The 26,744-nt window shown below is 50.4% G+C and carries 20 protein-coding genes; 10 read left to right on the top strand and 10 right to left on the bottom strand.

From position 1 onward, the window contains the following. Positions 1 to 53 precede the first annotated feature (53 nt). Positions 54 to 1,979 (top strand): FAD-dependent oxidoreductase, encoded by a 1,926-nt coding sequence (locus H6G00_RS30180; RefSeq protein ID WP_347278240.1) that lies wholly within the window; start codon positions 54 to 56, stop codon positions 1,977 to 1,979. 141 nt (positions 1,980 to 2,120) lie between these two features. On the opposite strand, the gene mutL is transcribed toward H6G00_RS30180, so the two are convergent. Continuing rightward, positions 2,121 to 4,199, bottom strand: a complete 2,079-nt coding sequence (gene mutL, locus H6G00_RS30175) for a DNA mismatch repair endonuclease MutL (protein WP_242042579.1) — start codon at positions 4,197 to 4,199, stop codon at positions 2,121 to 2,123. Positions 4,200 to 4,449: 250 nt separating this feature from the next. Between mutL and H6G00_RS30165 the strand changes: the two genes are divergently transcribed. Then, complete coding sequence (locus H6G00_RS30165; protein WP_190799527.1) at positions 4,450 to 4,932, top strand: rhodanese-like domain-containing protein; 483 nt, start codon at positions 4,450 to 4,452, stop codon at positions 4,930 to 4,932. A 293-nt stretch (positions 4,933 to 5,225) separates the two neighbouring features. On the opposite strand, the gene H6G00_RS30160 is transcribed toward H6G00_RS30165, so the two are convergent. The 5 genes from H6G00_RS30160 to H6G00_RS30140 all read right to left on the bottom strand — a co-directional run bounded on the left by H6G00_RS30160 (position 5,226) and on the right by H6G00_RS30140 (position 10,924). Continuing rightward, entirely contained in the window at positions 5,226 to 6,947 is a 1,722-nt protein-coding gene (locus H6G00_RS30160) for a DUF3352 domain-containing protein (RefSeq protein WP_190799526.1), read from the bottom strand. Between the two features lie 195 nt (positions 6,948 to 7,142). Further along, complete coding sequence (locus H6G00_RS30155) at positions 7,143 to 7,718, bottom strand: GNAT family N-acetyltransferase (RefSeq protein WP_190799525.1); 576 nt, start codon at positions 7,716 to 7,718, stop codon at positions 7,143 to 7,145. Positions 7,719 to 7,761: 43 nt separating this feature from the next. Continuing rightward, complete coding sequence (locus H6G00_RS30150; protein ID WP_190643128.1) at positions 7,762 to 8,361, bottom strand: Uma2 family endonuclease; 600 nt, start codon at positions 8,359 to 8,361, stop codon at positions 7,762 to 7,764. Positions 8,362 to 8,492: 131 nt separating this feature from the next. Then, the gene (locus H6G00_RS30145) at positions 8,493 to 10,220 is read right to left on the bottom strand and encodes an ABC transporter ATP-binding protein (RefSeq protein ID WP_190799524.1); all 1,728 of its coding nucleotides are present in this window, start codon (positions 10,218 to 10,220) and stop codon (positions 8,493 to 8,495) included. Positions 10,221 to 10,267: 47 nt separating this feature from the next. Then, positions 10,268 to 10,924: a phosphoribosyltransferase gene (locus tag H6G00_RS30140; protein ID WP_190799523.1), complete on the bottom strand. Its 657-nt coding sequence runs from the start codon at positions 10,922 to 10,924 to the stop codon at positions 10,268 to 10,270. Between the two features lie 535 nt (positions 10,925 to 11,459). Here H6G00_RS30140 and H6G00_RS30135 point away from each other — a divergent pair. Beyond that, positions 11,460 to 12,215: a DUF502 domain-containing protein gene (locus H6G00_RS30135; protein WP_190643125.1), complete on the top strand. Its 756-nt coding sequence runs from the start codon at positions 11,460 to 11,462 to the stop codon at positions 12,213 to 12,215. 186 nt (positions 12,216 to 12,401) lie between these two features. Further along, positions 12,402 to 13,037 (top strand): transcription antitermination factor NusB, encoded by a 636-nt coding sequence (gene nusB / locus H6G00_RS30130; RefSeq protein WP_190643124.1) that lies wholly within the window; start codon positions 12,402 to 12,404, stop codon positions 13,035 to 13,037. 42 nt (positions 13,038 to 13,079) lie between these two features. Here nusB and H6G00_RS30125 read toward each other — a convergent pair whose 3' ends face one another. From H6G00_RS30125 to H6G00_RS30110, 4 genes are all read right to left on the bottom strand, one after another. Further along, on the bottom strand, positions 13,080 to 17,522 hold the full coding sequence (locus H6G00_RS30125) for a PAS domain S-box protein (RefSeq protein ID WP_190799522.1): 4,443 nt from the start codon (positions 17,520 to 17,522) through the stop codon (positions 13,080 to 13,082). A 689-nt stretch (positions 17,523 to 18,211) separates the two neighbouring features. Continuing rightward, complete coding sequence (locus tag H6G00_RS30120; RefSeq protein ID WP_190799521.1) at positions 18,212 to 19,162, bottom strand: alpha/beta hydrolase; 951 nt, start codon at positions 19,160 to 19,162, stop codon at positions 18,212 to 18,214. Continuing rightward, positions 19,159 to 20,265: a phospho-N-acetylmuramoyl-pentapeptide-transferase gene (gene mraY, locus H6G00_RS30115; RefSeq protein ID WP_190799520.1), complete on the bottom strand. Its 1,107-nt coding sequence runs from the start codon at positions 20,263 to 20,265 to the stop codon at positions 19,159 to 19,161. Before mraY ends, H6G00_RS30120 begins: the two co-directional genes overlap by 4 nt. Positions 20,266 to 20,399: 134 nt before the next feature. Further along, complete coding sequence (locus tag H6G00_RS30110; RefSeq protein ID WP_190643121.1) at positions 20,400 to 20,633, bottom strand: DUF3134 domain-containing protein; 234 nt, start codon at positions 20,631 to 20,633, stop codon at positions 20,400 to 20,402. 437 nt (positions 20,634 to 21,070) lie between these two features. Between H6G00_RS30110 and H6G00_RS30105 the strand changes: the two genes are divergently transcribed. From H6G00_RS30105 to H6G00_RS30080, 6 genes are all read left to right on the top strand, one after another. Beyond that, positions 21,071 to 21,655: a PAP/fibrillin family protein gene (locus H6G00_RS30105; RefSeq protein ID WP_190799519.1), complete on the top strand. Its 585-nt coding sequence runs from the start codon at positions 21,071 to 21,073 to the stop codon at positions 21,653 to 21,655. Positions 21,656 to 21,707: 52 nt separating this feature from the next. Beyond that, a complete protein-coding gene (locus H6G00_RS30100) occupies positions 21,708 to 22,517 on the top strand; it encodes a PD-(D/E)XK nuclease family protein (protein WP_190799518.1) in 810 nt (269 codons plus the stop codon). A gap of 111 nt (positions 22,518 to 22,628) precedes the next feature. Beyond that, complete coding sequence (locus H6G00_RS30095) at positions 22,629 to 23,006, top strand: rhodanese-like domain-containing protein (RefSeq protein ID WP_190799517.1); 378 nt, start codon at positions 22,629 to 22,631, stop codon at positions 23,004 to 23,006. 131 nt (positions 23,007 to 23,137) lie between these two features. Beyond that, positions 23,138 to 23,776, top strand: a complete 639-nt coding sequence (locus tag H6G00_RS30090; protein ID WP_190799516.1) for a histidine phosphatase family protein — start codon at positions 23,138 to 23,140, stop codon at positions 23,774 to 23,776. Between the two features lie 110 nt (positions 23,777 to 23,886). Next, complete coding sequence (locus tag H6G00_RS30085) at positions 23,887 to 24,942, top strand: glucokinase (RefSeq protein WP_190799515.1); 1,056 nt, start codon at positions 23,887 to 23,889, stop codon at positions 24,940 to 24,942. Positions 24,943 to 25,126: 184 nt separating this feature from the next. Beyond that, on the top strand, positions 25,127 to 26,545 hold the full coding sequence (locus H6G00_RS30080) for an MATE family efflux transporter (RefSeq protein ID WP_199318794.1): 1,419 nt from the start codon (positions 25,127 to 25,129) through the stop codon (positions 26,543 to 26,545). Positions 26,546 to 26,744: the final 199 nt, after the last annotated feature.

Here is a 26,744-nt window from a genome sequence, read left to right as displayed (position 1 = left end):
AGCCTACCCGCAGAGCGTGCTAAAAACCTTGCGGTGACGTATAGGAAATCGACGTGAAACGATCCTCTTCAAAGCGGATTTTGGGAACCACCTTAGGCTTCCTTGCCATAGCAGGCATCGCAGGTTTCTTGCTAGGGTTTCCTCAACGCTTTCAGAGCCAATCTAATTCCAATTCAAGCGACGTTCAACCCACTCCTGCCTTAGACGTTTCGTCCTCTAATCCAGCAAATGGTAGACCACAGCTAAACCCACTTCCAACCGCTGAGGCGGTGTGGGAATGTGAAGTGGTCGTCGTGGGTGGTTCCCTGGGTGGCGTGGCAGCAGCGGCTCATGCAATGCAGTCGGGCGCAACCACTTGCCTGATTGAACTTGCTCCCTGGCTAGGCGGACAGATTAGCGCTCAAGCCGTTTCTGCGATTGATGAATCGCTGACCATGCGGGCAGAGCAAAATTTTTCTCAAAGCTGGTTTAAGTTCAAGGATTTGATTGAGCAGCAGCCGGTCGCGTTGCCCGAATGGACAAATCTGCCGCAGCCGCAAAAGGTCGCAGACATCAATCGCTGCTGGGTGGGGACGCTCTGTTTTCCGCCCAAGGCAGGCGCTATGGCGGCCGAGCAGTTGCTTCAAAGCTCCATGCAGCAGGCTCCGGGTAGCCGCTGGCAGACTTCTACAGCTTTTAAGGGAGCGGAGTTTGATCAGACGGGAACAGAAATCACTGCTATCTATGCGGTGCAGCGAGTTTCCGAAGATTCTCGTTATGTTCCCCAGGGGCGATTCTCGCAGGAGATCGCAGACTGGTATTCCTGGTCAGACAGTGAGGCGTTTAGCAAAATCCCGCTGCGGCTCCAGGCACCGGCAGGGAAGCGGCTGATCGTGATTGATGCTACCGATACGGGAGAATTGGTTGGCTGGGCAGATATTCCCCATCGGCTGGGATCTGAGTCACGGGCAACTACTGGGGAGGCGAATGCTTCTGAGCGAGATAATCCGGCTTGCACCCAGGCGTTTACCTACCCGTTTGCGATCGCCCTTCATGATGATCAGGGTGAAAGTTTGCGATCGCTAGCTGAAGTGCAACCAGAATATTCCCGTGAAGAACACCGCCGGGAGTTTGCTCTGGAAGGGTTTCCAGTCTTTTCGGGACGCAGTTTTTTTCACTATCGCCGGATTGTTAGCACGACGCGCAACGATCCTTTCACCACAACGCCTGCCCCCGGTGACATCACAATGGTTAATTGGAATCGGGGCAACGACTGGACGTGGATGAATCCGCCTTTGATCTTGACTGACGCGGAACTGGATGCCTCTGGGCAACGCCAAAATTGGTTGGGAGGAATTACACCGATCGCCCTCAAACACGCTGAAAATCACGCTTTATTATTTGCCCAATGGCTGATGGAAACGCAGTCTCAGCCCGACTTTCCGCTGGCGTACCTGTCAGGAGCGGATGCCCCAATGGGCACTGTTTCAGGATTGAGCATGGTGCCTTACATCCGTGAAGGTCGTCGGATTTTAGGGCGACAGGCTTATGGTCAGGATGAATTTATGATGCGCGAGTCTGATTTGAGAATGGATCAGGCGGGTGGGCGTGAGTTTGGGGCGACGGCGATCGCCATCACTCACTACGACATTGACATTCACGGTTGCCGCTACCGTAACTGGGAACCTTCCTGGGAAGCAGGCAGCGCTCCCGCCCGTGAATTTAAGGTGCGACCAGTCGTGATTCCGCTGGAGAGTCTGATTCCGCAAGGTGTAGACAATTTGCTGATTGGCAGCAAGGGCATTGCCGTTACCCACATTGTCAATGCCCTTACCCGCATTCATCACAGCGAATGGAGCATTGGTGCTGCTGCTGGATCAACTGCTGGCTGGCTCGTCACCCAGGCAGAGCCTACCCTCACCCCTGCCCAAATTCCTCAACAGCACATGGCAGAGCTACAGCAGCATTTCCTGGATCAGGGCTTGCGGTTGGATTGGTAGTTGGTTACTGGTCATTGGTTGTTGGTTGGTGACGGAATGTGTAACTTCTTCAAAGTCCCATGTGGAATGGGCATCTTGCCCGTCCAAATTCAGCAGGCAAGATGCCTGCTCCACAGGAGAACAAGGACAAATGACAACTCTCTAAATCCCATGACTCTTACCAATCACCCAATGCCGCCGAAAGAAGCGGGACAGGCTCGATTCTTCCAGGGAAAGGTAGATCGGGCGACCGTGGGGGCAGGTGCGCGGATGGCGGGTCTGCTGCCACTGGTCTAGGAGCGTCTGCATTTCGGCGAGGTCGAGGGGGGTGCCGTTGCGAATGGCGGTGCGGCAAGCAGTGGCAACCAGGGCAGATTCTAAATTGCCGCCCAGACTTAGCTCAATCAACGCTTCTGCACGGTCTTCTCTCAGGACCAAAGGCTCTGGTGCGGTGCGAATAGCCCAAAGATTTTCGCCAAATGGCTCGACTTCTAGCTGAAGTCGCTGAAGCTGCTCTCGCTGAAGCTCAGAAAGCTGATTCAGAATCACGGGTGGCTCCAGGGACACAATCTGCCAGCGAGCGCACAGCCGTTCATACAGCACCCGTTCGTGAGCGATGTGCTGCTCGATCAGCCACATGCCGCTGGGATGCTCGGCAAGGATGTACATGTTGTGGACTTGGGCGATCGCTTTAAGGGGAGTGAGGGGTTGAAATTGGGGAGTTGGGGTTGAGGGTTGGGGGTTGGAGTTGTAAGCGCCTTGGGCTTCGGCTGTTTTAAGGAGGTGGGTGACTCGTTGGGAATGGGCGGTTTCAGCGAGGGCATTGGGAGTGAGGGTAAGGGTTTGGGCGATCGCCTCGGTCACGATCTCCTGCCATTGGGTCATCTGGTGCAGGTAAATTTCTGATTTGGCGGGGTGGCGGTTCCAGTCGATCTGCTGGGGGGCGACTTGAAGGTGCAAAAAACAAACGGGATGGCGATCGCGCGGCAGGGTTCTGCGGAATGCTGCCAAAATAGTCTGCTCTAGCTCTGGCACTTTGACGACTCTCCCGTTAATTGCCACTTTCACCCAGTCGGGACGGTGACGATGACAGCGATCGGGGAGTCCGAGCAGGAGGAGGGAGGAGAGGCTAGGGGCTGGGGACTGGGGGCTAGGGGTTAGAGCGGAAGTTTGAGATTTGAGATTTGAGGTTTGGATAGCGGGTTTGGGGGTGAGAACGGGAACGTTCTTGTTCTCACCTAGAATGTCCTCGTTTTGAACTAGAACATTCTTGTTTTGAACTGGAACGTTCTCATTTTGGATAGGAATGTTCTTGTTTTGACCTAGAAGTTCCTCGCTTTGAACCGGAACGTTCTCATTTTGGATAGGAGTGTTCTTGTTTTGACCTAGAAGTTCCGGGGTCTGAACTGGAAAGTCCGAGCTCAGAGCTTGAAATGCCGAGTTCTGAACCTGAAACTCCGGGTTCTGGTCTTTGGGTTCTAAGTTTTTATCTTCTACTTCCGAATCCCTAGCCCCTAGCCCCCAGCCCCCAAGCCCTTCTTCCGCCCCTCTAACCCCTTCAAACTCGCTCTCTCTTAAATCTCCAGGCTGCACTTCTCTTAAAAACTGCGGCAGGATTTGCTGAGGGCTGTGATTTGCCCAAATGGAGAACCAGGGACGGTCACTCTGCTCGACTTGCCAGGTGATGTGGGGGTGGCAAAGGGCAATGTGCTGAATTGTGGTTTGAACGGCGCGAAGCTGTTGGGCAGGGGTGGGCAATCCCTGGCGACGGGTGGGGATAGTTTTGAACAGGTCGCTGACGGTGACAATAGTGCCGGGGGCGATCGCCACAGCTTCAACCTGCATGGGTTCTCCCTGTGTGTCGTAAGCGATTCGCCAGCCTGAAGTTGCCTCGGCTCGGCTGCTGCAAATCTCTAGAGAGGCAAGTTGGGATAGGCTGTGCAGCGCTTCACCTCGAAAGCCCAGACTGTGAATTTGCCAGAGGTCTTGGCGATCGCGAATCTTGCTGGTGCTATGAGGGGTCGCTGCCTGCTGCAAGTCGGCTAGCTCCATTCCAGTACCATTATCTGCAACTCGAACTCGCCATTGCTCAAGCCAAAGTGAGACTGTAATTCGGGTTGCCCCAGCATCGATTGCATTTTCGGCTAGCTCTCGCACAACTGCGGCTAAGGAGTCAATCACCTCTCCAGCCGCAATCAGATGCACAACCTCTGTCGGTAAAGTTTGAATTCTGGATGCCATGAATCCAGTTTAGGTCGGCAGATCTAATTCAGTGAATGCGAGCTGATCTACCAGACTCTACTATCTAAGGTGAGAAGCCCAAAATTCTCTGAGCTCATTTTTTATGCAGTCAAATCTAAATATTTCAGAATGGGTTGTGCCTAAAGAAAGATTCTAGTGGGCGTTCTCCCTCAGGGGGGACGGTCACTTTTAATTGGCTTGTTAAGTTGCTGTAAGAAACATCTTTGAAAAAAGAGAGGTTAAATTTTTTATGGCAGACTTACAAGACGCTATTGCAAACGCTAAAGATAAACTTCCAGAAGTAACTCCTACCCCCCCTGGCTTTCATCCTCAAGCAACCGCAACCGAGCTAAAGGGACGGTTGCAGTGGGGCGAGCCTGCTTTGACCATCGTTGATGTGCGCGATCGCGATTCTTTTAACGCTTGCCGCATCATGGGCGCAATCACCATGCAAATGGATGCGCTGGCAGACAGAGCAGAATCTAGTCTGGAGCACAGTCGCGACATCTACATATATGGCGCGAATGATGAAGAAACGGCTGCCGCTGCTAACGCTTTGCGTCAAGCTGGATTCGAGAAGGTTGCCGAACTGAAGGGCGGCATGGATGCCTGGACAGAAATTGGTGGACCAGTTGAAGGAACTGGCACTGACGATCACCCCGTTAGCTCAGGTGAATACAACGTTGTCTCGCGCATCGCTGAGTTCACCGAAGAGCGGAAAAAGGAAGGCTAGGAACTAGGGCACTGCCTTAAAGATTAGATCTCCGATTTCTTTAAGAAGTCGGAGATCTTTGCTTATTACAAGACATTCTCTTGTCTTTAGCCCTGTTTACGAGGCAGAGCCTTACTAGCGCATCAAGCTTAGAATGTTGGGTTCCGCTGCGCTTCACCCAACCTACATAACCTGCATATAGTAGACCTGTAGGTTGGGTGGAGCAGGGCGAAACCCAACACTTGAGACTTGCTGCGCCACTACCGTGGGCGTTCCCAGTTTTACTTGGGAATGAGGTTAAGAGGCTCAAGCAATCATTTCAACCGAACGAAGACGGCTCCACGCCGCAAGTTAGCTTCGCTGCCATAGCTGCTGACGGTGAGCGATCGCACATGATCAAAAAACGATTTGCCTGCCAGTTCTGCTAGCTTCACGATTGGGAAACGTTGCTCGACCAGTTCGTGGACAGACTGCCAGTTGAGATAAAGGTAGCCGTCGTTTGCGTCTGCGAGAGGAGCGATCGCCTGCTGAAACTCTGAGTCATTGAGTAAAGGATTTTCGGTTGCCTGAAGTACTTGGTTCATCGCCTCTACTGAGGTCGCAAAAATTTCGTAGTTCCCTACGGTTGTGTGGATTCCCTGCACTTCTGCACTCAAGGTGACGGCTTCTGCATCACGGTTGCGTTTACGAGTGGGGCGATTGGCGGCAGTGGTTGTAAGTTTTGTCCAGGCGGATGTTTGCTGGTCGCCCAGGGTCAACGTGCCAAGGCTAAGTCCTTGCTGCTGGGCGATCGCGTTCAGGTGATCAACCGCTTCTGCTGCACCATCCGCCTTCTTTGCGACAAAAACCCAGTCGGGTTGCGGCTGATCAGTGCGAGGCAACAGACCTAACGCATATTCATCTTTTACCCAGCTAAACACCTCTTCTGGCAGGTCAATTCCCCACTCGGCTTGTAGTTCAGCAAGGGGCTGATTAACTAAATTAGATAGCCGATCGTAAGCCGTCACGCTGTTAGACAGTTCCTTCCAAAACTGCTGCAAATCAGTCCCTGCTGCCGTGAGCGGACTAGTTGCGGGGATGAAATCTAACGCCCCAACGGGTTTCGACAAAGCAGGTTTAGCAGGCGTGAGTTTCTCACCCGGTGAAGTTAACAATGCGGTTTCTGCCAACAATCCCTGACGATCTAGCTCCAGCGCCACCACCAAGTCTTCGTAGGGAGAAACGGTTTCGGCAGTGCGTTCCCCGTCTAGCCACTGCGACAGTTGGGGCAAGTTGACAAACGCTAGACCAATTTGACTATCGGGCAACCGTTGTAATGCCTGCTGGTAAGACTTGCTGTTGCTCAGACTCAATCCAGGAGCCTGAACATTATTAATTGCAGCTCGCAGCACTTTGGGATGGTTGGCGAAAAGGACGAAGCGATCGCCTACTACAGCCGTGGCAAGGGAGGGTTGGGGGTCAGGGGTTGGGGATTGAGGGTTAGGGGTTGGGGAAGGTTGGCTATAGATTAACTTGACTCCGGCGTATTGCTCGAAGACTAAATCCATTCCAGCGATCGCCCGTTTTTGCCAGAAAAGCTGAAGGAATTCTCGCGATCGCTCTGGGTCTTGAGTGGCGATTGCCACGAGATATCCAACTTGCGCTCCGTTTTCGTCGTCCCGGTCAAAGTCGGGCGTGGTGACAGCAAAAGTCACTTCGTCGCCGAGCCAAGGCTGAACGTCTTGCTCGTAGTCTAAGCCTGTGCTGGTAAGCAAGCTGTTTTTAAGCTGATTGATTTCTGTCCGCGCCCGTCTGCGCTCTGGCTGGGGGGCGATCGCCAGCCGAAAAGATTCCAGGCGATCGGGTTTGACCAGCAGCGACACCATTAGGGGCGACTGCTTGGGCACAAACATTGCCGCCGCCGGACTTGCTTGCCCTCCGCCCTGCAACAGCGACAGCGGACTGTGTGCCGCGATCCAAAAGAATCCGCCAACGGCGACCAGCAGCAGCACCAGCACACTACCAACCAGAGCATAGAAAAAAGTACGAAGCTTCATGAGGGCATTTAATGGACAGGGCGATTTGAGGCATTCTCCAGGTAAAACAACCTGTGTCAAACACCGAGATGCCAAGACTTAGTTTAGTACGGCAACCTGCCCCAAATCTAAAATGGCTGGCTCTAAGAAAACCTTTGTCTTACAACTGTCATGTGTCGCAAAATCAATCTCAACGGGCAAGGCAAAATTAAACCGCTAACTCCTACTTCTACTGCCGCCGCGAACCAGTGATTTCGCCATCAAAATATCGGGTTTCCCCAATCCGTTCGCGTCTGGCACCACTCCCATGATGACGAAACCGCACTTTTGGTAAAACTCATAGGGATGCCCCTTCAAATTTTGAATGCGGGCGATGTGATCTAACACGTTTGGGTAAAGGTTAACGCCTGCCAAAGTGGTCATGTCATCCTCATCGTCCGTGCCTACCCACAACGTTAACCCGCCTCGTTCTTTGGCGCGTTCTGCTAAGTCGGTGACGAGCGATCGTCCAATTCCTTGCCCTTGGTGCGCTGCATCAACCACTAAGGGATGCAGTTCCCACACCTTGCCGTCATACTGCTCAATTCCACCAATCCAGCCCAGCACCTTGCCTGACTGATCCACTGCAATTCGGTTAATTCGATCCTCCCCAAACGATTCCCTTACTTCTGTTAGAGCGCTATCTAGATCTGTCCAGGCAGTTTTCCAGTGCTGTCTAAATCCTTCAATCAGGAGCGTGGCGGTTTGGGCGATCGCCTCTTCCATGTCAGGCTGTAAATCAATAGTCTGCATAGTATTAAGTGCACCCAAAGACAAGGCATCTCATCTTTGTCTACTAGCCTTTTGAAATCGCATTCTTGAATGTTCGCATCGCTTCTAGCCAATCTGTTTCGCCAATTAAAACACAGCGAGAAAATAGCTCAATGTCCAAATTCGCCAGTTCAGGAATTTGGCTTCTGTCAATTTGCGTGTATCCGTTCTCCCCCAAACGATGCAGGGTCAGAAGTCCATCCTCCCAGAGCCAAACTTCAGGGACGCTTAACGCTCGATAACGCTCTAACTTCGTAGCAGAACCGCTTGTAAAAACGACCTCAATGGAAAGGTCTGGAATAGGTTTCGCCTCCGCAAAACAGTAGGATTCATCCGCCTGAACAGAAGCTACTCCTTTCTGCTCCTGAGTGACAGAGCCAGTTGGAATGATCCTGATGTTCCACTCAAAAAAGAAAGCTTCGAGGAGAGCCGCAATCACTTTTTTGAAAATTTCGTGCGGTTGACCTGGCATGAATACTTCAACGACTCCTTCATAAAAGCTTAGGCGCACACCTGGATGTCCTTCTAAGCCCTTTTGAATCCATTTGAACTGTTCCCAAGTGCGATCGTAGTAGACGGCTACCTTGTCTTCTGATGATCTTGGTTTTTCTAATGCTGGTGTCATGGTATTCCCTTCACTCCACGCGGTGCTTGCTCCAAATGCTCTCTGTGGAACTATCTGCCAGATCGCCAATGATTTCAAAGCCACTCTCCATACTCCAAGGGTAACAACGAGAGGGGGGGAGCAATTTTAAGCTACTTCTCAAACTGCTGGGCATAGAAACGGGCGTAGCGATCGCCCCTCTCCAACAACTCTCCATGCGTTCCCGACTCCACGACTCGCCCTTGTTCCATTACTAGAATGCGGTCAGCGCGACGGACGGTAGCGAGGCGGTGAGCAATGATGAAGACGGTGCGATCGCGCATCAGTCGTTCTAGAGCTTCTTGCACCAGTGCTTCTGATTCAGAATCTAGGGCAGAGGTAGCTTCGTCCAGGATCAGAATTTGGGGATCGAGTAAGACGGCACGGGCGATCGCTACTCGCTGCCGTTGCCCACCTGATAGGTTTACACCCCGTTCCCCAACCCAAGTTTGGTAGCCATCAGGAAATTGAGTAATGAACTGGTGGGCATTAGCAACTTTGGCGGCTTCCTGGACGGCTTTGAGGTCAAACTGGGGCTGACCAAAAGCAATGTTTTGGGCGATCGTGCCAGAAAAGAGAATGGTTTCTTGCGGCACAATGCCAATTTGACGACGCAGACTACGAAGCGTCACATCTCGAATATCGGTACCGTCGATCAGGATTTGTCCGACCTGGGGTTCGTAGAAGCGAGGTAGCAAATTCACCAACGTAGTTTTGCCTGCACCAGAAGTGCCAACTAGGGCGATCGCTTCTCCTGGAAATGCCAGTAGGCTCAATTGCTGCAACACGGGCTGATCAGGTTTGTAGCTGAAGCTGACGTTGCGGTATTCCACCTTGCCCGTGACGGGGGGAAGAGCGATCGCGCCGGGTTTCTCAACCACCGCAGGACGAAGGGCTAGCAGTTCAAAGATGCGATCGGAGGAAGCTTCCCCTTGCTTAAATTCGTTGTAGTTGTCGGTTAAGTGGGCGATCGGATCGATCAGCATGGCGACTGCAAATACGTAACTGCCAAATTCTTCGCCTGTGAGGTTGTTCTGGGAAATTTGCCAGCCGCCCAACAACAGCAGCAGCAGCACGCTAAGGGCATATAGGAAACCTACAACTGGGTACTGTACCGCTTTCAACCAGGCAGCAGCGTATTTTGCCCGACGATTTTTTTCAGCTTCCTGAGCAAAGCGCTCAATTTCATATTCCTCGGCGGCAAAAGCGCGAATTAACCGAATGCCGCTGAATACTTCAGTCAATTGGGAGGATAGATCTGAGATCAGGGTTTGGCTGCGGCGAGAGAAAACGAGCATCCGTTCGCCAAACCAACTGATCAAGACACCCATGAGCGGCACGACAACCAAACTGGCGAGGGTAAGCTGCCAGTTGAGGTAAATCATGTAGCCGAAGACGGCAATCAGTTGCAGGACGCAAGGTGTGAAGTCATGAAAAATTTTGTTGACGACTTCTCCAACGCGATCGATGTCTTCGGTGAGGCGGTAGGACAAATCTCCCGTTTGAGAAGTCTCAAAGTAGCTGAGGCTAAGGGTCTGCAGGTGGGCATAGACTCGCTTTCGCAGGTCAAGGGCGATCGCCAATGCCGCTTTTGCCATTTGAGAATCCTGCCCGTATTGAGCAATTTTCTGTACTAGAAAGATGCTTGCCAGGACTCCAGAAAGGCGCGCAAGGGAAGGGACATTTCCCTGCACTAGAAAGCCCAATGCCTCGCCTGCTAGCCATGCCAGAACAGGCCAGCAAGCAGTAAACACCAGAGTGCAAAGTAAGGCTTGAGCAATCGCCCGCCAGTGGGGACGCAGGTAAGGCAACAGTTGCCAATAGCTAGAGCGAGTCTTCAACCGAGTAACCCAAACAGAATTGCGAAAACAGGAATGGGTTTAGGCTATCAGCTTTTGGTTGAACCAACTGCACATTTTAATTTGAGCAAGTGACCCACTTCTGCGTCGGTTACTTGCGGGAAGCTTTCATACCAGAGTCCAACGCTGTAGAAAGGCTCTGGTGTCATTGCACAGACAAGCTGGTCAACTTCAGCTTCCATGTCGTGGCAGGTTTCAGCCGCAGCAACGGGTACGGCAACTACCAGACGAGCCGGCTCTTGCTGTCGAATAGCCATAATTGCTGCTCTCATGGTGGCTCCAGTTGCCAGTCCGTCGTCTACCACGATGACGGTAGCTCCATGCAAATTCAGAGGAGGGCGATCGCCCCGATACAGCTTTTCTCGCCGCTCTAATTCTCGCTGCTCACGTACGGTCGTCTTGTGGATTGCTGCCTCAAACAAACGGTGGTTTCGCACCACGTCAGGATTGAGGACTCGTACACCACCTGAGGCGATCGCGCCCATCGCCAACTCCTCTTGCCCAGGTACGCCCAACTTTCGGACTAGACACACATCCAGAGGAGCGTTTAGCGCTTTTGCAATCTCAAAGGCAACTGGCACTCCACCCCGTGGCAAGGCTAAAACCAGCACATCTGAGCGATCTACATACTCTTTAAGCTGCTCTGCTAACAGTTGTCCTGCCGCAGTGCGATCTTTGAATAGCATTGTCTTTATCCCAACACTGATTTCATCTTAGAAACCTGAAAGCATCCTCTCCTCTGGCTAACGACTGAACACAGAGACAGGAATATCAAGTAAGACAAACCGTTTTAGAGATTCCGCAACCTTAGGGGATCAAACGGGAATGTTAAATGGGATACTAGTCCTTTAGTCAGTTGCTTTAGGAGATCGCCTCACTCTGAACCTTCTGTAAATCAGAAATAGACTGCTTGTAATGAGCGAAAATAGCAGAATCCTACTTCATGCTCATCAAAGAATCTTATCTGCAAGAAATCTAATGAAGTCGTGTAAAGTTGGCTTTAGAGGTTGAAACATTTCTTTACAAGCCTTACAAATAGAGAGTGTGGTAATCCTGCCCAATCATTTTTAGTCAAAATGTGTAGCCTGGAGGCATGGGATCAAATACGGTGACTGGAGTTTCTGTACAAGCGCGGGCTATCTCAGCGCTCCCCTGATGAGGTGGAGTTTGTGAAGGCAGCAGCGTTATTTTCCCGAACAGCCAAAGGAGAGTGGGCTATCTGTGATCCAACGCTTCAAACAAGACCTGAAAAATGACCTGATTGCGGGTTTGCTGGTGGTAATTCCGCTGGCAACTACAATTTGGCTAACCATCACCGTTGCAACTTGGGTGATCAATTTTTTGACACAGATCCCCAAGCAGGTCAATCCCTTTAATGACCTCAACCCAATTTTAGGAAATCTGCTGAATCTGGTAGTTGGACTGGCTGTGCCGCTGCTTTGCATTCTGCTGATTGGCTTGATGGCGCGCAATATCGCTGGACGCTGGCTGCTCGATTTTGGGGAGCGGTTGTTGCAGGCGATTCCGCTGGCAGGTTCGGTTTACAAGACGCTAAAGCAACTGCTGGAAACGCTGCTCAAGGATACAAACGGCAAGTTTCGGCGGGTGATTTTGGTGGAATATCCTCGGCGTGGAATATGGGCGATTGCCTTCGTCACAGGCACTCTCAGTCCGCAAATTCAGCCTCAGTTTTCGGAGACAATGCTGAGCGTCTTTATTCCCACGACTCCAAACCCAACGACGGGTTGGTATGCGATCGTTCCAGAGCGAGACGCGGTTAATCTCTCGATGTCGATTGAAGATGCCTTCAAAGTCGTCATCTCAGGCGGAATTGTTGGACCTGGCTCATCTAGCACCGCGCTTCCCCCTGCAAACTTTGAAGAGCGAAAGCTGGAACCTGTGCTGGAGCCGTTACCTGAGATGAAGCAAGAGGCGAAACGGCAAACCTATTCCGTGCTTCCCTCTGAGGAAGACTAGGGATGAGTAGGTTGGGTGGAGCTTGGCGAAACCCAACACTACCAGGAATTTTGCCTTGTTGGGTTCCGCTGTGCTACACCCAACCTACGGTTTTTCTCGACGTGCTAGTGAGTTGGGTTTTATGCCTCAACCCAACCTACAATTTTTCTGATTAGACTTTTATTGAACCTTGCCAATTAATTTGCTATGCAAGCTCGCCGAATTGCCCGTGAACTGGCTCTCTTGAGCATTAGCCAACTTTCTGCCAAGCAGGAGCGCCTGCAAGCCCAGCAGTTGCAAAGTATTGTCTTAGCGGCGGTACGCACGCTGACCACAGAACTCCATGATTTGCTAGAAACCGCGTCAGCAGAGCTAAAGCGGAGTAGCGATCGCCTCCTCTCTAGTGAAACGCGGACGAGTGACTTGCAAAGTGCAAAGGCAATGGTGAATGAGTCCATTGATTTGACGCAGACTGCAATCAATCGTCTGGGTGCAGCAGTTGAGCTACCCGAATTTATTCAGCTTGCCAACCAGCAAGAAGTTAGAGCTTATGCGATGGAGCTGCTGAGCAACGTGCAAGCGCATCGTGAGGAGATTGACCAGCGGTTAGGAGAAGCGATGGTTTCGTGGCAGGTCAACCGTCTGCCTCGAATTGACCGGGATATTTTGCGAATCGCACTGACCGAAATGCTGTTTTTGGGCGTGCCCGATCGCGTTGCGATTAATGAGGCGGTTGAGTTGGCAAAGCGTTACAGCGGTGAAGAGGGTTATCGGTTTGTCAACGGCGTGTTGCGGCGAGTGAGTGAGCAGGCTAAGGATGAGCCGCTGGTTGAGACAGAGTAGCTCTTATAGGCTCAATATTCACCTCGATATTCATCTTGATATTCACAAGGCGCAGAGGCAAAAGGTATTGCGTCCCTGGGCTTTTGCTTGATACAGCGCTCCGTCGGAAACAGCAACCAGGGCATCCGGCAAGACCTGCTGTACAGGAACGGTGGTAGCAATTCCAATGCTGACGGTGAGGTAGGGGAAAACGGGCGATCGCCTATGTTCAAGCTGGAGTTGCTGAACTCTGGATTGAATGAATTCGGCGACCTGGATAGCTCCCTCAGCGGTGGTATTTGGCAAAATCACAGCAAATTCTTCACCTCCATAGCGAGATACTAGATCTCCAGGGCGTTTTAGGATTTCGGCGATCGCTTGGGCAATTTGGCGAAGGCACTGATCCCCGGCGATGTGTCCATAGGTGTCGTTGTAGAGCTTGAAGTAATCGATATCGCACAGTAAGAGTGACAGTGAAGCTTCTTCACGGGTCAGCCGATTCCACTCACGCTGGAGATGTTCGTCAAAGCCGCGACGATTGGCGATTTGGGTCAGTCCATCCAAGTTGGCAAGATGGTGTAGCTCTCGATTTGCCTCTTCTAGCGCCAGGATAATTTGTTTGCGATCGCTGATATCTTGTCCAATCCCGATGTTGCTGCCATCAGACAGCTTTACATTGGCCCAGGTTGTCTCAATCACTCTGCCCGATCGCGTGCGAATTCTAAAGTCTCTCCAGCTTCGGTCTGCTAGCTGAATAGAATCCATCACCTGCTGACGATATTCTGGGTCAGGATAAAATTCTGCCATTGGGTTATGACGTTCTCTTAATTCTTCAACGCTCCAGCCTAAGACCGTTTCAAACTCATGATTTGCCCAAATTAGCTGACCCTCAGCCGAGAAAAACGTCAGCATGACGGGTACATTATCGAAAATGGTGCGGAGCATTTCTTGCTGTTTCAGCAAAGTCTCTTCTATAGCTTTTTGCTCAGTTACATCTTCTGAGATGCCAACGTGCCGGAGGAGTTGACCCTGCTGATCAAAGATTGGAAAAGTCCGGGCAAAAATCCAATGAACAGAGCCATCCGGTTTGACGATTCGGTATTCCTTTGAGGTTCGCTGTCCTAGCTGCTGCTCAGAAAGGGTTGCCAAGACAAGCTCACGGTCATTTGGGTGAACCAAGTTTATCCAGCCTTGAGATTCGTCGTAGAGGCGCTCGCGACTACTACCATAAATCTCCTCAAAGGCAGAGCTAGTATAAAGGGTTTGAGTTGCATCAGCGGTTTCAACAAAGAAAACATCGTGGATATTCTCTGTGATTTCGCGAAACTGTTTTTCGCTTTCTTGAAGTGCCAGATCAAGCTGCTTGCGTTTAGTGATGTCGGTTGCAACGGTCGTCACAACCCAAGAATTTGTTGCCTCATCCCAACGAGAAGACAGATTGGATGAGATCCAGCGGAGTCTTCCATCTGGGTGGAGAAATCGATATTCTGCTGTAGCTACCCGTTCAGCAGTAATTTCTTCAAACAAAGGAACCAGGATATTTTCTTGATCCTCAGGGTCTACGTTTGCCGCCCACAGGTCAGGGTTTGCCATTAACTCCTGATTGCTGTAGCCAAAAATCGCTTCGCAGCCTAAAGAGATGTAATCGTATTTCCAGGTTTTGTCAGGAAATACGCGAAAACTGGTGATTGAGGCGATCGCACTATTAATCAGGTCGCTAAGTTTGGTTTGGGTTGCTTGTAGGGCAAGTTCAAGCTGCTTGCGATTGGTAATGTCGATCTCAATAGAAGTGACAATCCAGGAATCAGTCGTTTCATCGCGCTGTGAGGTAAAGCTCACCGCAATCCAGCGGAGGTTCCCGGCTTTGTCTCGAAAGCGATATTCTGCTTGAGAGGAACGTTCAGCAAAAATGTCTTCAAACAATGGTGCCAGTACAGTTTCCCAATCTTCTGGCACAACTTCTGAGTAGAAGAGGTCAGGGTTTGCCATAATTTCCTGCTGGGTGTAGCCATAGACTGCCTCACAGCTTGGGGAAATGTAATCGCATTGCCAGGTACGGTCGGCAAAGATGCGAAACTGCATGATTGAGGCGATCGCACACTTGAGAATATTGTTTACATTGGTTTCAGAAGCTTGCAGGGCGAGTTCAAGCTGTTTGCGCTCTGTGATATCGGTATCTACTGCCGTTACCCTCCAGTAATCTGCTTCATGGCGGGCAATAGCTGTGCTGCAAATCCAGCGCAATGAGCCATCTTTATGCTGAAAGCGATATTCTTTGTGAGCGATCTGTTTGGTAAATAAAGCGTCAAAAGCCGGAATGATTACCGTTTGCTGATCTTCTATCGGAACGCGGGAGATCCAGAGGGTGTGATCTGCCATCAGTTCTGCTGGAGTGTAGCCAAAGATCGTTTCACAGCCTGCGGAAAAGTAATCATACTGCCAGGTTCGGTCAGGAAATAGGCGAAAGCTGAGGATCGAGGCGATCGCACTATTGAGAATGCTATCTAGTTTTGCTTCAGAGGCTTGCAGCGCTAACTCAAGCTGTTTGCGTTCTGTAATATCTTCAATGACACAAATTGCATAAAGCGGGATTCCGGCTTCATCATGCACGAGGGATACGGATACGTTTGCCCAACAGGTGTGTTTGTCCTTGCAGACGTACCGCTTTTCAATTGAAGCAATTGAGACTTGACCCGTTAATAGTTGCTGGAAGTGTTCTAGCGTTTTGTCCAGGTCATCGGGATAGGTGATTTCGTGAAAAGTTCGCTCTAAAAGTTCTGCTTTGGAGTAGCCTAAAATCTCGCAGTATCGCGGGTTAGCGTTGAGATACCTTCCCGTTAACGAGATTTCACCAATTCCAACGGCTGCTTGCTCAAAGATCGCGCGAAAGCGAATTTCATTTTCTCGAATGATGGCTTCGGTCTGTTTGCGATCGGTAATATCTAAAACCGTACCAAACAGCTTAACCACATTTCCCCGGTCATTGAGGGTGACTTCTCCTCTGGCTTCAACATGGCGAATTGAGCCGTCGGGTCGAATGATTCGGTGATCGATTTGGTAGGGCGCTCCTTCGGCAAGGGTGCGATTGTCGGCTTGTTGAACTTTTTCTAAATCGTCTGGGTGAATAAACTGCTGGAGCATTTCAGCCCGTGTTGGTCTGGGTTGGTTGGGGTCAAGCCCAAAGATGCGAAACAGTTCTTCTGACCAACTGCCGCTGAAGTTTTCGATATCAACTTCCCAACTGCCGACGTGAACCACTCGCTGAGCCGCAAGTAGGGCCGTTTCACTCTGGCGCAGTTTTGTTTCTGCCAGTTTGCGATCGCTCACGTCCGCAATAAATCCAATTACCCTGACCAATTCTCCAGAGCTATCGGTAAAAAATCGGCTTTTGTCTTCAATCCAGATGTATGTTCCGTCTTGACGGCGAATTCGGTATTCTGCCAGGTAAGAATCGTCCTGGGCGATCGCATTCTCAATTTCAGACCGCAAAATTTCGGGATGTTCTGGGTCGAGCAGCTCCATCCAACCGTCCAGGGTTTGTGGCATCTCGGCAATAGTGTAGCCCAAAATTTCTTTTGTGTTGGGCCCCCAGGTAATGCGTTCAGCATTAATATCCCATTCATACAAGATTTGCTCGCTGGCTTGACCTGCCGCTTCGTAGCGGGTTCTCCATTCGGTTAACTCGGTGAGGTATTGCTGCTGAAGGGCAAATCGTTCTTGTAAGAGTCTTTCAACCAGCTTGCGATCGCTAATGTTGCGCCGAATTGCTAAAACGCAGGCTTGACCATCCAGGTCCATCACTTCGGCGGAAAGCAGGATAGTTTTCGTTTCTCCAGACGCAGTTTTGATGCTGAATTCGAGGTTGTCAACGGTGCCTGCTCGCTCAAGCTGTTCTTTGAAAAGCGATCGCTCTTCTGGAGATTGCCAAAAGTTGAGTTCTGTTGTGGTGCGTCCAACCGTTTCCTCATGGCTGAAGCCGTAAAAATCCAGGAAGCTATCGTTTACTTCTACAATCCGCCCTTCTGCCAGAGTCGTAATCGTCATCGGGTCAGGGCTATATTGAAAAACTTTGGTAAATTTGGTTTCTGACTCCTGAAGGGCAGCTTTAACCTCCTCAAAAGAGTTTTGCAACCGCTGCGCCATCTGGTTGAAAGCCTGAGCCATCGTCTCGAGTTCGCGGATTTGAAGACGGGTGGGAATCTGCTGGTCTTCGCCATCAGCGATCGCTTTTGACGCTTTGCTAAGCTGCACAATGGGTTTAACCACCAGGCAGGCAAAGACCAGACTGAGGGCGATCGCTCCTACTAAAGTAATCAAACCAAGCAGTAGAGCAGTAAAGAGGTCAATTTGCTGATTACTGCTCCAGGAGAGAAAATAAATTGTCCCCGTTGCCGTCATGATCCCCAGCACGAAGGGTGCTACTAAAACAAGCTGAAGGGGCACTTGGTAGTGACGTAGTTTAGATTGCCAACTCTGAGAACTGGCACGGAGACTAACGATTGGCATTGATGATTCCCCGGAATCAGGCAAGGTTACTATTTTGAGGTAGATAGCAATTGCACCTATTGCGATTCATTCATTTTCAGCTGACCGCGTTCCTCACCTGTATCTATCGCAATCCTAAACGGGTTGTAGAAGCACACTCTGGGTAATTGCTCTGGCTACTGAAAGAATTGCACCACGGAATTAGTCAATCGGTCGCTCAAGGTTGCTATGGTTATTATGCTTTGCCAACCCCTTCGACCAATGTTTGAATTATCTAGAATTTGTACACAGCTCAATTCATACTCACCCCATCATGCCATTGGGTCTTAAGTGTTAAGAAACTTCAGTTATATTTGGTAACACATCGTTTATGACTTGCAATAAAAATTAAGAGCAGATGTATAACCCAACACAAACTTTTTATTGATAGCCGTTCTACTCGATCGCAGATTTTATGAGTTAAAAGCTTCGTTTGGGTTATGCAAAAGTTGATCTGACTAAACCGTTACTAACAGTTTGCTCAACAAATAATGCTTCAGTATATACGAGGATGTTTGAGAAGTAGGTAATGCCTTGCGTGAGTCGAAGCATTCGTCCAGCAATATTTGGAATAACGAAAAATCGTTGCTCAAAGGATTTTCCCCTACGAATCTCTCGGACAGATTAAGGCTTTTCAAATACTCTCTAAAGCTCCGACAGGTGCAATCTGCTTACTTGCCGATCGCTTCCGCTTCGCTCCCAAGACTCTGAATAAAAGGGGCGATCGCTTCAACAAATTCTGTAGTTGATTCGTAAGGCAACACGTTACGACCTGCTAGCTGAATGCCTTGAGCATGAGGTAGCCGTTTCAGGTAGTCTGCCATGCGCTGCTCTGGTGTTTCTGCTTGTCCAGAGCGGCTGATGCTGGAGGCGGTGTTGCCAATGACGACCAGGGTGGGTTGAGTGAGGTGAGCGATCGCCTGCTCGTAATTTTTACGCCAAAAACCTGCCAAAAATGAAAAAACAGCGTGGCGGCTCTCCGGATCTTTTGCCCCAGCAATTAGCTCATCCAGCCATTCTGCATCGACTGCATCGGCAGTGGCAAAAAGTTGTTTGGTGGAAAAAGAACGCAAAAACTCGCGCCGTCGAGCATAGCGATAAAAAGCATTACCTAGCGGTGAGTCAAATAGATTCCAGCTTAATTTTTGCTGCCAGGGTGAGGTTGCCTGAGTCATCACTTTCCAGGCAGGTGGGCCAGCCAAAATCAGCCCCCGAACCAGGTTAGACGAATTGGACTGAGGTGAAGCCTGTAATTGGGTGAGGGCGATCGCCACTGGCAGCAGCGCCCCCTGGACTACCACTACCACGGGTTGCTGTACCACCGTTTGCAAAAAGTGCTGAAGCTGAGCCGCCCAATCTTCAGGTGTGTAGGTGACGTGGGGCAAAGCGCTTTCCCCGCAGCCCAGCAGGTCAGGCAAGTACAGCGAATTGGGCTGACCCTCAAACCAGCTTTGGCAGAACCGATCCCAAAAGCGTCGGGACAGACCCACCCCAATCGGATGAATTAGCAATAACGGAATTTGTCCAGCATCAACTCCCGCCCTACGAGTCTGAACTTCATAGGCACAGCGGAAGCCTTGCCAGTCATAATACTGAGTTGATGCTGGGGTAATTACCTTCATCCAAAAACCGGGTATAGCACCAGACACAACATTGCCAGGATGCCACCAATCGTGTAGAACCAGGCAACAATCTGTGTCTCTGACCAGCCCGTCAGTTCTAAATGGTGATGGAGTGGAGCCATTTTGAGCAGACGTTTGCCGATGCCGTTTGCATCTTTGGTGGCTTTGTAGTAGCTGACCTGAGCAATGACTGAAAGGGTTTCGACAAAGAAAATGCCGCTAAGAATGAGCAACCCTAGCAAATTGTTGCTGAGCAGAGCAACCGCTGCGAGTGCGCCCCCCAATGCCAGAGAGCCTGTGTCGCCCATAAACACACTGGCAGGATTGCGGTTGTAGGACAGAAAGCCGAGACAGCTGCCGCTCATGCAGGCACAAAACACCATCAGTGCGGGAGAAGTTGGAGCCGCTAATACGCCTAGCCCCAATAGAGCGATCGCCGCCGTGCCAGCCGCCAGTCCATCTAACCCATCGGTGAGGTTGGTGGCATTACTTTCGGCAACGAGCGCAAACCAGCCCAAGGGAAACAGCAAAAAGCCCAACGGCAAAGAAAATCCGAAGGGCAGCGCTAGGTTTGTGATGCTAAAGGGTTGGCTCCACAGCAGCCAGAGGCAAAACAGACCGCCAAAGCCGATTTGCAAAGCGAGCTTGAGCTTGGGAGAAATGCCTTTGTTGGAGCGGCGACGTAAAATTTGCCAATCGTCGAGCCAACCAATTGCCGCATAGGAGAGAGTGAGTGCAGAGACAGCGACGACTTCCGAGGCAAAGCCTGACCAGAGCAGGGCTATCGCCACCCCAACGGGGACAAAGAAGATGCCGCCCATCGTTGGCGTTCCCGCCTTTTTCAAGTGAGCTTGAGGTCCATCTTCACGAATGACCTGCCCTGCCTTTAGTTGTCGTAAGAGCGGAATCGCCCAGTATCCGAGGGCTGCGGTTGCTAGGGTACAGACCCAAAGTGGGGCTGTTAAAGAAGCTCCTAAACCGAGCGATCGCCCCGCCGACCAATCTAGCCAAAGAGATGCACCGCTGAGAGCAATGCTTAAACTCAAAAACAAACCCACGCCGGAAAACCCTACGGGCTTGTCAGAAAATAGCTTAGCGTCCACAACTGTCTCACTTCACTCCACACCAGGTATATCCAAAGACTTACAAATTGCCTCTGGTTCATCAGGATCAAACTTTGTGAGTTGATCCAGCTTAATCGTTCTTTACCACTGCCGGGATTATCCCTCAATCTGTGTTAATCGTCTAGCTCTACTACATCATCATCGTCATCATCATCAAAGCTGCTATCATCGCCTGCCATCAGTTCATTGATTTCTTCTTCTTCTTCGCGATAGTCCGGCTCTTGCACTTCACGGGCTAGGAGCCGACCTGTTCCCTCGAGCCAATCTAAAATTGAGGCATCCTGCTGAGGTGGAATTACAGGAGCGGGTTGACTACGAGGATATTGACGAAGCGCGGGATTGTACATACTACTTAGCAAATGTTGGTAATAGATTAAATCACTACACAATCGAACTCTTGGGCAACTCCCTCATTGGAATGAGGAAATTCAGATGGCAACTGCTAGATCTTAGAGTCAAGCTTCTAAGATGTGGGTGAAACCTCAGCATAGGTAAAACCTTAATGTAGGTAAAACCTTATATAGATGAAGTTTTAGTAAACGGTTGATCAACCGCCCTACCCCTGCTTAGTACGCCTGATAGTGCTAGCTCAAATTTCATCTTAGGTCAAGAAAGTTGTCAAGACATCTTTAGGTTGAAATTGGCGGGTTGTGTCTTACTCAAAGCGAAATGGTTTAAACAATCCATCGTTAAACAGTTAAGAACTCAACAAGCGGTATTGAAATAACTGGAATTTCTAGCGTTCAAATTTCTCACGGTTACATCTTATGTGGAGGTTAATTAAATGATTGCGAAAGCTAAGCTGCTGGAGGCGATCGCGGGTAAAAATCGGGGGTTGCTGACGACTGAATCAGACAAGCAAGCCATTTTATCTGTTATTGCTCAGGTAGAAGACCAGAACCCTAACTCGCGCCCCCTTCAAGTGCCCAACAAGCTTGACGGCAATTGGCGATTGCTTTACACCACCAGCCAGGATCTATTGAGAATCGATCAATTACCTTTGTTTAAGCTGGGACAAATTTATCAATATGTTCGGGCGAGAGAAGCGAAGATCTACAACATTGCTGAAGTCTACGGGGTGCCTTATCTGGAAGGTTTGGTGAGTGTTGCGGCTCGGTTTGAGGCGGTGAGCGATCGCCGCGTCCAGGTGAAATTCGAGCGATCGATTCTAGGGTTGCAACGCCTAATTGACTATCAGTCTCCCGTTCACTTTATTGAGGCGATCGAGGCAGGTCAGAAATTTGCGGCGATTGACTTCAATATCACCAACCGAGATCAGCAAGGCTGGCTAGACATTACCTACCTGGATGACGATCTGCGGATTGGGCGAGGGAATGAGGGCAGTGTATTTGTGCTGACCAAAAATTAATCCGTCTGAAATATTTGCTGGGAACGTTTGCCAGGAACATTTGCCGAACGCTATGCTCATCCGCCTGTCTCAAGCTCAGCTTAATTTGCTAGAAACTTGTCCTCGCAAGTTTCAGCAGGTTTACCTTGATCAGCTTGGCACTCCAATTGCCTCAGAACAGCAAGATCAGATGAACTGGGGCAGTCGATTTCACCTGCTGATGCAGCAGCGTGAATTGGGGCTACCCATGCTGACGGACACGACCGATCCATTGCTGCAAAATTCGGTAGATGCATTCATTCAGGCTGCACCAGAGCTGTTTCAACAGCAAGCGGTTTTTCGTCAGAGCGAACATCGCCGCACCTTGGAGTTCCAGGGCTATCTGCTAACGGTGGTGTATGACTTGCTGATTCTCAACCCGCAGCAGGCGCAGATTTTAGACTGGAAAACTTACCCTTTGCCTCAAAACCAGCGCTGGCTGGCAGAAAGTTGGCAAGCTCGGCTATACCCCTTTGTGCTGGCAGAGACCAGTGACTATTCACCCGAAGATATTTCGATTACCTACTGGTTTGTGCGGGCAACCCAATCTGCCTCAGGGATATCAGAAGAGACAAGTGAGATAAAACTTCAGCCACAAAGTCTGAGATTTAACTACAGCACCAGCAAACATCAGGCAATTCGCTCAAAGTTGGGGAGTTTACTGGATCAACTAACCGCATGGCTGAAGGACTACCAGGCAGGAACGCCATTTCCACAAGTAGAGGCGGCTGAAAGTCAGTGTGGGTTTTGCGCTTTCGATGTCCGCTGCCAACGCCATCAGCCTGAAACCTCCGTTTCTGAGGAATTGCCTACCCTTGCCGAGATCCAAGAAGTGGCGCTGTGAAATCTCAATACATAAAACCGCTTCTGAGTAAAGATTTGACCTATAAAAATTTGCAAACCTTAAGATTAGTTGTTACATTGCAAGCAACCCACCACCTCGCGGTAGCTCCTCATGAAATTCTTCGGTATTCTCCCAACTCCTCCGTCGCTCAAGTCTCGATCGCGTGTGCATGACCTCAAGGCTCGGTTGGATTGGGGAGAGCCTGCGCTGACGATTGTTGATGTGCGCGATCGCACTCAGTTCAACTCGCACCACATTATGGGGGCAGTTTGTATGCCCATCCATGAGTTGACTCATCGTGCCCTGACGAGTCTAGAGCTTGACCGCGATATCTACATTTATGGCGAAACAGATGATGAAACGGTTGAGGCTGCGGCACAGCTGCGGCAAGCGGGCTATAGAAACATTTCTGAACTGAGAGGCGGGGTCGCAGCCTGGAAGGCGGTTGGTTATCCAATCGAGTCTGCTGCACTGCTCTTGTCCGCTTAAACCTAATGTCTGCCTAAATCTAAATAGATTAATTGGGTTGAGGGGGCATACCCCTCACCCATTTAGAATTGGTATCGTAATCCCTGTTTCGGGGAGTGTAAGATGAGATGAAGTTTTAGCTAACTCGGTTGATGAGCCAGACTGTTTGGATCGCAAGGCACGGGAACCGTCAGGACTTTGTTGACTCTAGCTGGCATCGCACCGCCGAACGACCCTTTGATCCGGGGCTTGCTGCTGATGGAATTTTGCAGGCAAAAGAGCTAGGAAAGCGCCTTCAAGGAGAAAAGATTGCCCACATTTTTGCCTCCCCTTTCCTACGCACGGTAGAAACTGCTCACTATGTCGCAGAAGCGTTAGACCTCTCAATTAAGGTCGAGTCTGGGCTGAGTGAGTTTCTTAACCCTAACTGGTTTTTTTCAACACCTGAATGTTTAACGCTTGACTCTCTATTCCAACTGTTTCCGAGAGTCGATCGCAGCTATACTTCCCGCGTCATTGCTGAGTTTCCTGAAACAGAGCAGACGGCTTTGCGGCGGGCGGGAAAAGTTGCTCGACGCTTGGCGACCGAGTTTCCGCAAAACCTGCTGCTGGTAGGACACGGAGCTTCTGTCTTGGGGGCAACTAGAGGGTTGTTAGAAGACCCCGTGCATGTCAGTTGTCCACTTTGCGGACTGTTCAAGTTGGTCAAGCAGGGGGATGAATGGCTGATGGAGTTGAGTGGTGATATCTCTCACCTCAGCCGAACTGAGCAAAATATTCGCTATATCTAATTCAACGGCTGCAAGTTCCCTGCAAATTTGCTGAAGAACTGCCTCAGGAACGAGACTGGGAGGGACAGCGGAAATTAAACTGTTATTGACAACGGGTAAGTTCTGAAAACATGACACAACTACTGGCAGGGGATATCGGCGGCACTAAAACTATCCTGCGGTTGGTGGAGGCGCACTCCGATGCGACAGTGGCAACCGCAAAACTGCATACTCTTTATGAAGCCCGCTATTCCAGCCCAGAATTTCCTGATTTAGCACCGATGGTACGCAAGTTCTTGGGTACGGCGCAGCAGGAGTTGGGAGCGGAGCCTAACCCCGAAAAGGCTTGTTTTGCGATCGCCGGTCCCGTAGTTAACGATACGTCTGCCCTGACTAACCTGACTTGGTCACTCGATGCTAGACGGCTAGAGAAAGAGTTGGCGATCGCCAATATCACCTTAATTAATGACTTTGTTGCAGTTGGCTACGGCATTTTGGGCTTAGAGGAATCAGATTTGCATACGCTTCAGGAAGTTGAGCCTGTAGCAGATGCACCGATCGCCGTTTTAGGGGCGGGAACGGGTTTGGGAGAAGGCTTTTTGCTGAAGCAGCCAGATGGCTATCACGTCTACCCTTCCGAAGGCGGTCATGCAGATTTTGCTCCTCGCTCTGAACTGGAGTTTCAACTGTTGAAGTATCTGCTGGATAAGCACGATATCCGACGAATTTCGGTTGAGCGAGTGGTGTCTGGTCAGGGAATTGTTTCGATCTACCAGTTTTTGCGCGATCGCCACTACGCTGAAGAATCTCCAGAGGTTGGCGATGTGATTCGCAAATGGGAGGGCGAAAAAGGTCTGAGTGAAAAGACGGTCGATCCGGCAGCGGCGATTTCGATGGCAGCTCTGAAAGGAAGCGATCGCCTCTCCGTTCAAACGATGGAAATTTTTGTTGCTGCTTATGGGGCAGAGGCGGGCAATATGGCCCTAAAACTGTTGCCTAATGGTGGGCTCTATTTAGCAGGCGGAATTGCTGCTAAAAACCTGAGCTTGATGCAAGATGGCACCTTCCTTAAAGCCTTTTTGGATAAGGGGCGGGTCAGCCCATTGCTCAAAAAAGTGCCGATTCACATCATTCTCGATCCCCATGTGGGGTTGGTGGGTGCGGCTGTGCGAGCGGCTCAGCTTTAAGTGAGTGATCGGGGATTGAACCTCCTCCATTCAGGTGATGCAAGTGGAGGAGGTGCGATCGCCATTACAAAATGTAATTTATTTAACAGATCGCCGTTATTCAAATCCTTGGGATGTCATGTCAGAAGACACTAGGGATTGGCTTAACGGTGGGTGGTAGTGCATGGAAGGGGTGAATCAAAGAATGGCTATGGGTCGCAATGCACTCACCGTCTATTCAAAATCAAGGATTTTATCTGAACTTTGGGCCTGTTTGCTCCTGTCAGTGCCTCTCGCCGCAGCGCAGCTGTCTCAGGCGGGGACTGCCTTTATCGATACGGTGATGATGGGTTTGCTGGGCAGCCAAACTTTGGCCGCAGGCGGTTTGGGAGCAGTTGTTTTTTCTACTTTGCTGCTGATCTGTACTGGGGTTGTCTCGGCAGTAGGTCCACTGGTTGCAGAAGCTTACGGGGCGGGTAATACCAAGGCGATCGGACGAATTGCCCAACAAGGAATATGGCTATCGCTGGTGCTGTCGCTTCCCTGTATTCTGCTGATCTGGAATGGAGATTCGCTCTTGCTGATTCTAGGACAGGAGCCAGACAACGCAATTTTGGCGGGGTCTTACTTAAGAGCAGTAATGTGGGGATTCTTTCCGGCGATCGCCTTTGCTAGCCTCAAAAACTTTGTTGCTGCGCTTTCACGTCCCCGTTCTGTGATGGTGATCATGCTCTGTGGGCTAGTCTTCAACGGTATCGGCAACTATGTGCTGATGTTTGGCAAACTCGGCTTTCCAGCGTTAGGTTTAGCAGGAATTGGTTGGGCTAGCAGCATTTCTCTTTGGGGTATGTTCATCGCGCTGGTTAGCTTTATTTTGAGCCAGCGGTTTTTTGCGGTCTATCAAGTTTTCCACCGTGTCCGGTTTGAAGGCGCTGTTTTTTGGGAATTGGTGCAGACAGGTTGGCCAATTGGTGTGCTGTTTGGGGTTGAAACCGGGCTGTTTGCTATTACTGCTTTTTTGATGGGGCATCTGGGTACAACGACTCTGGCAGCACACCAAATTGCTCTGCAAACCGCCGCTTTAACGTTTATGATTCCGCTGGGAGTTTCCTATGCTACGACCGTACGAGTTGGACAACTGGTTGGGCAGGGTGACCCGCAAGGAGCAAGGCTGGCTGCTTACGTAGGTCTAGGATTGGGCGGTACGTTTATGAGTATGATGGCGATCGCCTTTTGGATTTTCCCGGAAGCGATTACCTCGGTTTACATTGACGTTCGCGACCCGGCAAACGCTGCTGTGGTGCAAGTAGCAAAAGCGCTGCTGGGCGTTGCGGCAATGTTTCAGCTTATAGACGGAATTCAGATCATTGCCGCAGGTGCGCTGCGCGGCTTAAAAGATACTCGCACGCCAATGCTAATTGGCATTTTCTCCTACTGGGTTGTAGGGTTAATCAGCGGCTACGTGCTAGGCTTTCAGCTCAATTTAGATGGTGTTGGATTGTGGTGGGGGTTAGCTCTGGGATTGCTTAGTGCCTCTGTGATTTTTACCTGGCGATTTAATGTTCTAATTGCTCAATTGATTCAGCGATTGCCCACTCCAAGTCCAGTTGCTCACTGTAGGTGATAACGCAAAACAAACGTAATAGCGCAGCAGGTCTAAGGCGTTGGTTCCGCTCTGCTCCACTCAACCTACGGTATCATCTGTCATTTGCGTAGGTTGGGTGAAGTGCAACGAAACCCAACACCTTGCTTGAAGTACCAGTAGGACGATCTAAAGAGTATTAACTTGTGCTCATTTGATGAGTAATAAGATAGGCAAAGCT

The organism is Leptolyngbya sp. FACHB-541 (genome assembly GCF_014695875.1).
Taxonomy (GTDB): Bacteria; Cyanobacteriota; Cyanobacteriia; order Elainellales; family Elainellaceae; genus JAAUTN01.
Note: the sequence above shows the minus strand (reverse complement) of the source record. Positions and strands in the feature narration are given on the sequence as shown.

Excerpts from the sequence above, each read along its gene's own strand:
- mutL (WP_242042579.1), bottom strand. The coding sequence starts at position 4,199 with ATGGCATCCAGAATTCAAACTTTACCGACAGAGGTTGTGCATCTGATT.
- H6G00_RS30165 (WP_190799527.1), top strand. The coding sequence starts at position 4,450 with ATGGCAGACTTACAAGACGCTATTGCAAACGCTAAAGATAAACTTCCA.
- H6G00_RS30160 (WP_190799526.1), bottom strand. The coding sequence starts at position 6,947 with ATGAAGCTTCGTACTTTTTTCTATGCTCTGGTTGGTAGTGTGCTGGTG.
- H6G00_RS30155 (WP_190799525.1), bottom strand. The coding sequence starts at position 7,718 with ATGCAGACTATTGATTTACAGCCTGACATGGAAGAGGCGATCGCCCAA.
- H6G00_RS30150 (WP_190643128.1), bottom strand. The coding sequence starts at position 8,361 with ATGACACCAGCATTAGAAAAACCAAGATCATCAGAAGACAAGGTAGCC.
- H6G00_RS30140 (WP_190799523.1), bottom strand. The coding sequence starts at position 10,924 with ATGCTATTCAAAGATCGCACTGCGGCAGGACAACTGTTAGCAGAGCAG.
- nusB (WP_190643124.1), top strand. The coding sequence starts at position 12,402 with ATGCAAGCTCGCCGAATTGCCCGTGAACTGGCTCTCTTGAGCATTAGC.
- H6G00_RS30125 (WP_190799522.1), bottom strand. The coding sequence starts at position 17,522 with ATGCCAATCGTTAGTCTCCGTGCCAGTTCTCAGAGTTGGCAATCTAAA.
- H6G00_RS30120 (WP_190799521.1), bottom strand. The coding sequence starts at position 19,162 with ATGAAGGTAATTACCCCAGCATCAACTCAGTATTATGACTGGCAAGGC.
- H6G00_RS30110 (WP_190643121.1), bottom strand. The coding sequence starts at position 20,633 with ATGTACAATCCCGCGCTTCGTCAATATCCTCGTAGTCAACCCGCTCCT.
- H6G00_RS30105 (WP_190799519.1), top strand. The coding sequence starts at position 21,071 with ATGATTGCGAAAGCTAAGCTGCTGGAGGCGATCGCGGGTAAAAATCGG.
- H6G00_RS30100 (WP_190799518.1), top strand. The coding sequence starts at position 21,708 with ATGCTCATCCGCCTGTCTCAAGCTCAGCTTAATTTGCTAGAAACTTGT.
- H6G00_RS30095 (WP_190799517.1), top strand. The coding sequence starts at position 22,629 with ATGAAATTCTTCGGTATTCTCCCAACTCCTCCGTCGCTCAAGTCTCGA.
- H6G00_RS30090 (WP_190799516.1), top strand. The coding sequence starts at position 23,138 with ATGAGCCAGACTGTTTGGATCGCAAGGCACGGGAACCGTCAGGACTTT.
- H6G00_RS30085 (WP_190799515.1), top strand. The coding sequence starts at position 23,887 with ATGACACAACTACTGGCAGGGGATATCGGCGGCACTAAAACTATCCTG.
- H6G00_RS30080 (WP_199318794.1), top strand. The coding sequence starts at position 25,127 with ATGGCTATGGGTCGCAATGCACTCACCGTCTATTCAAAATCAAGGATT.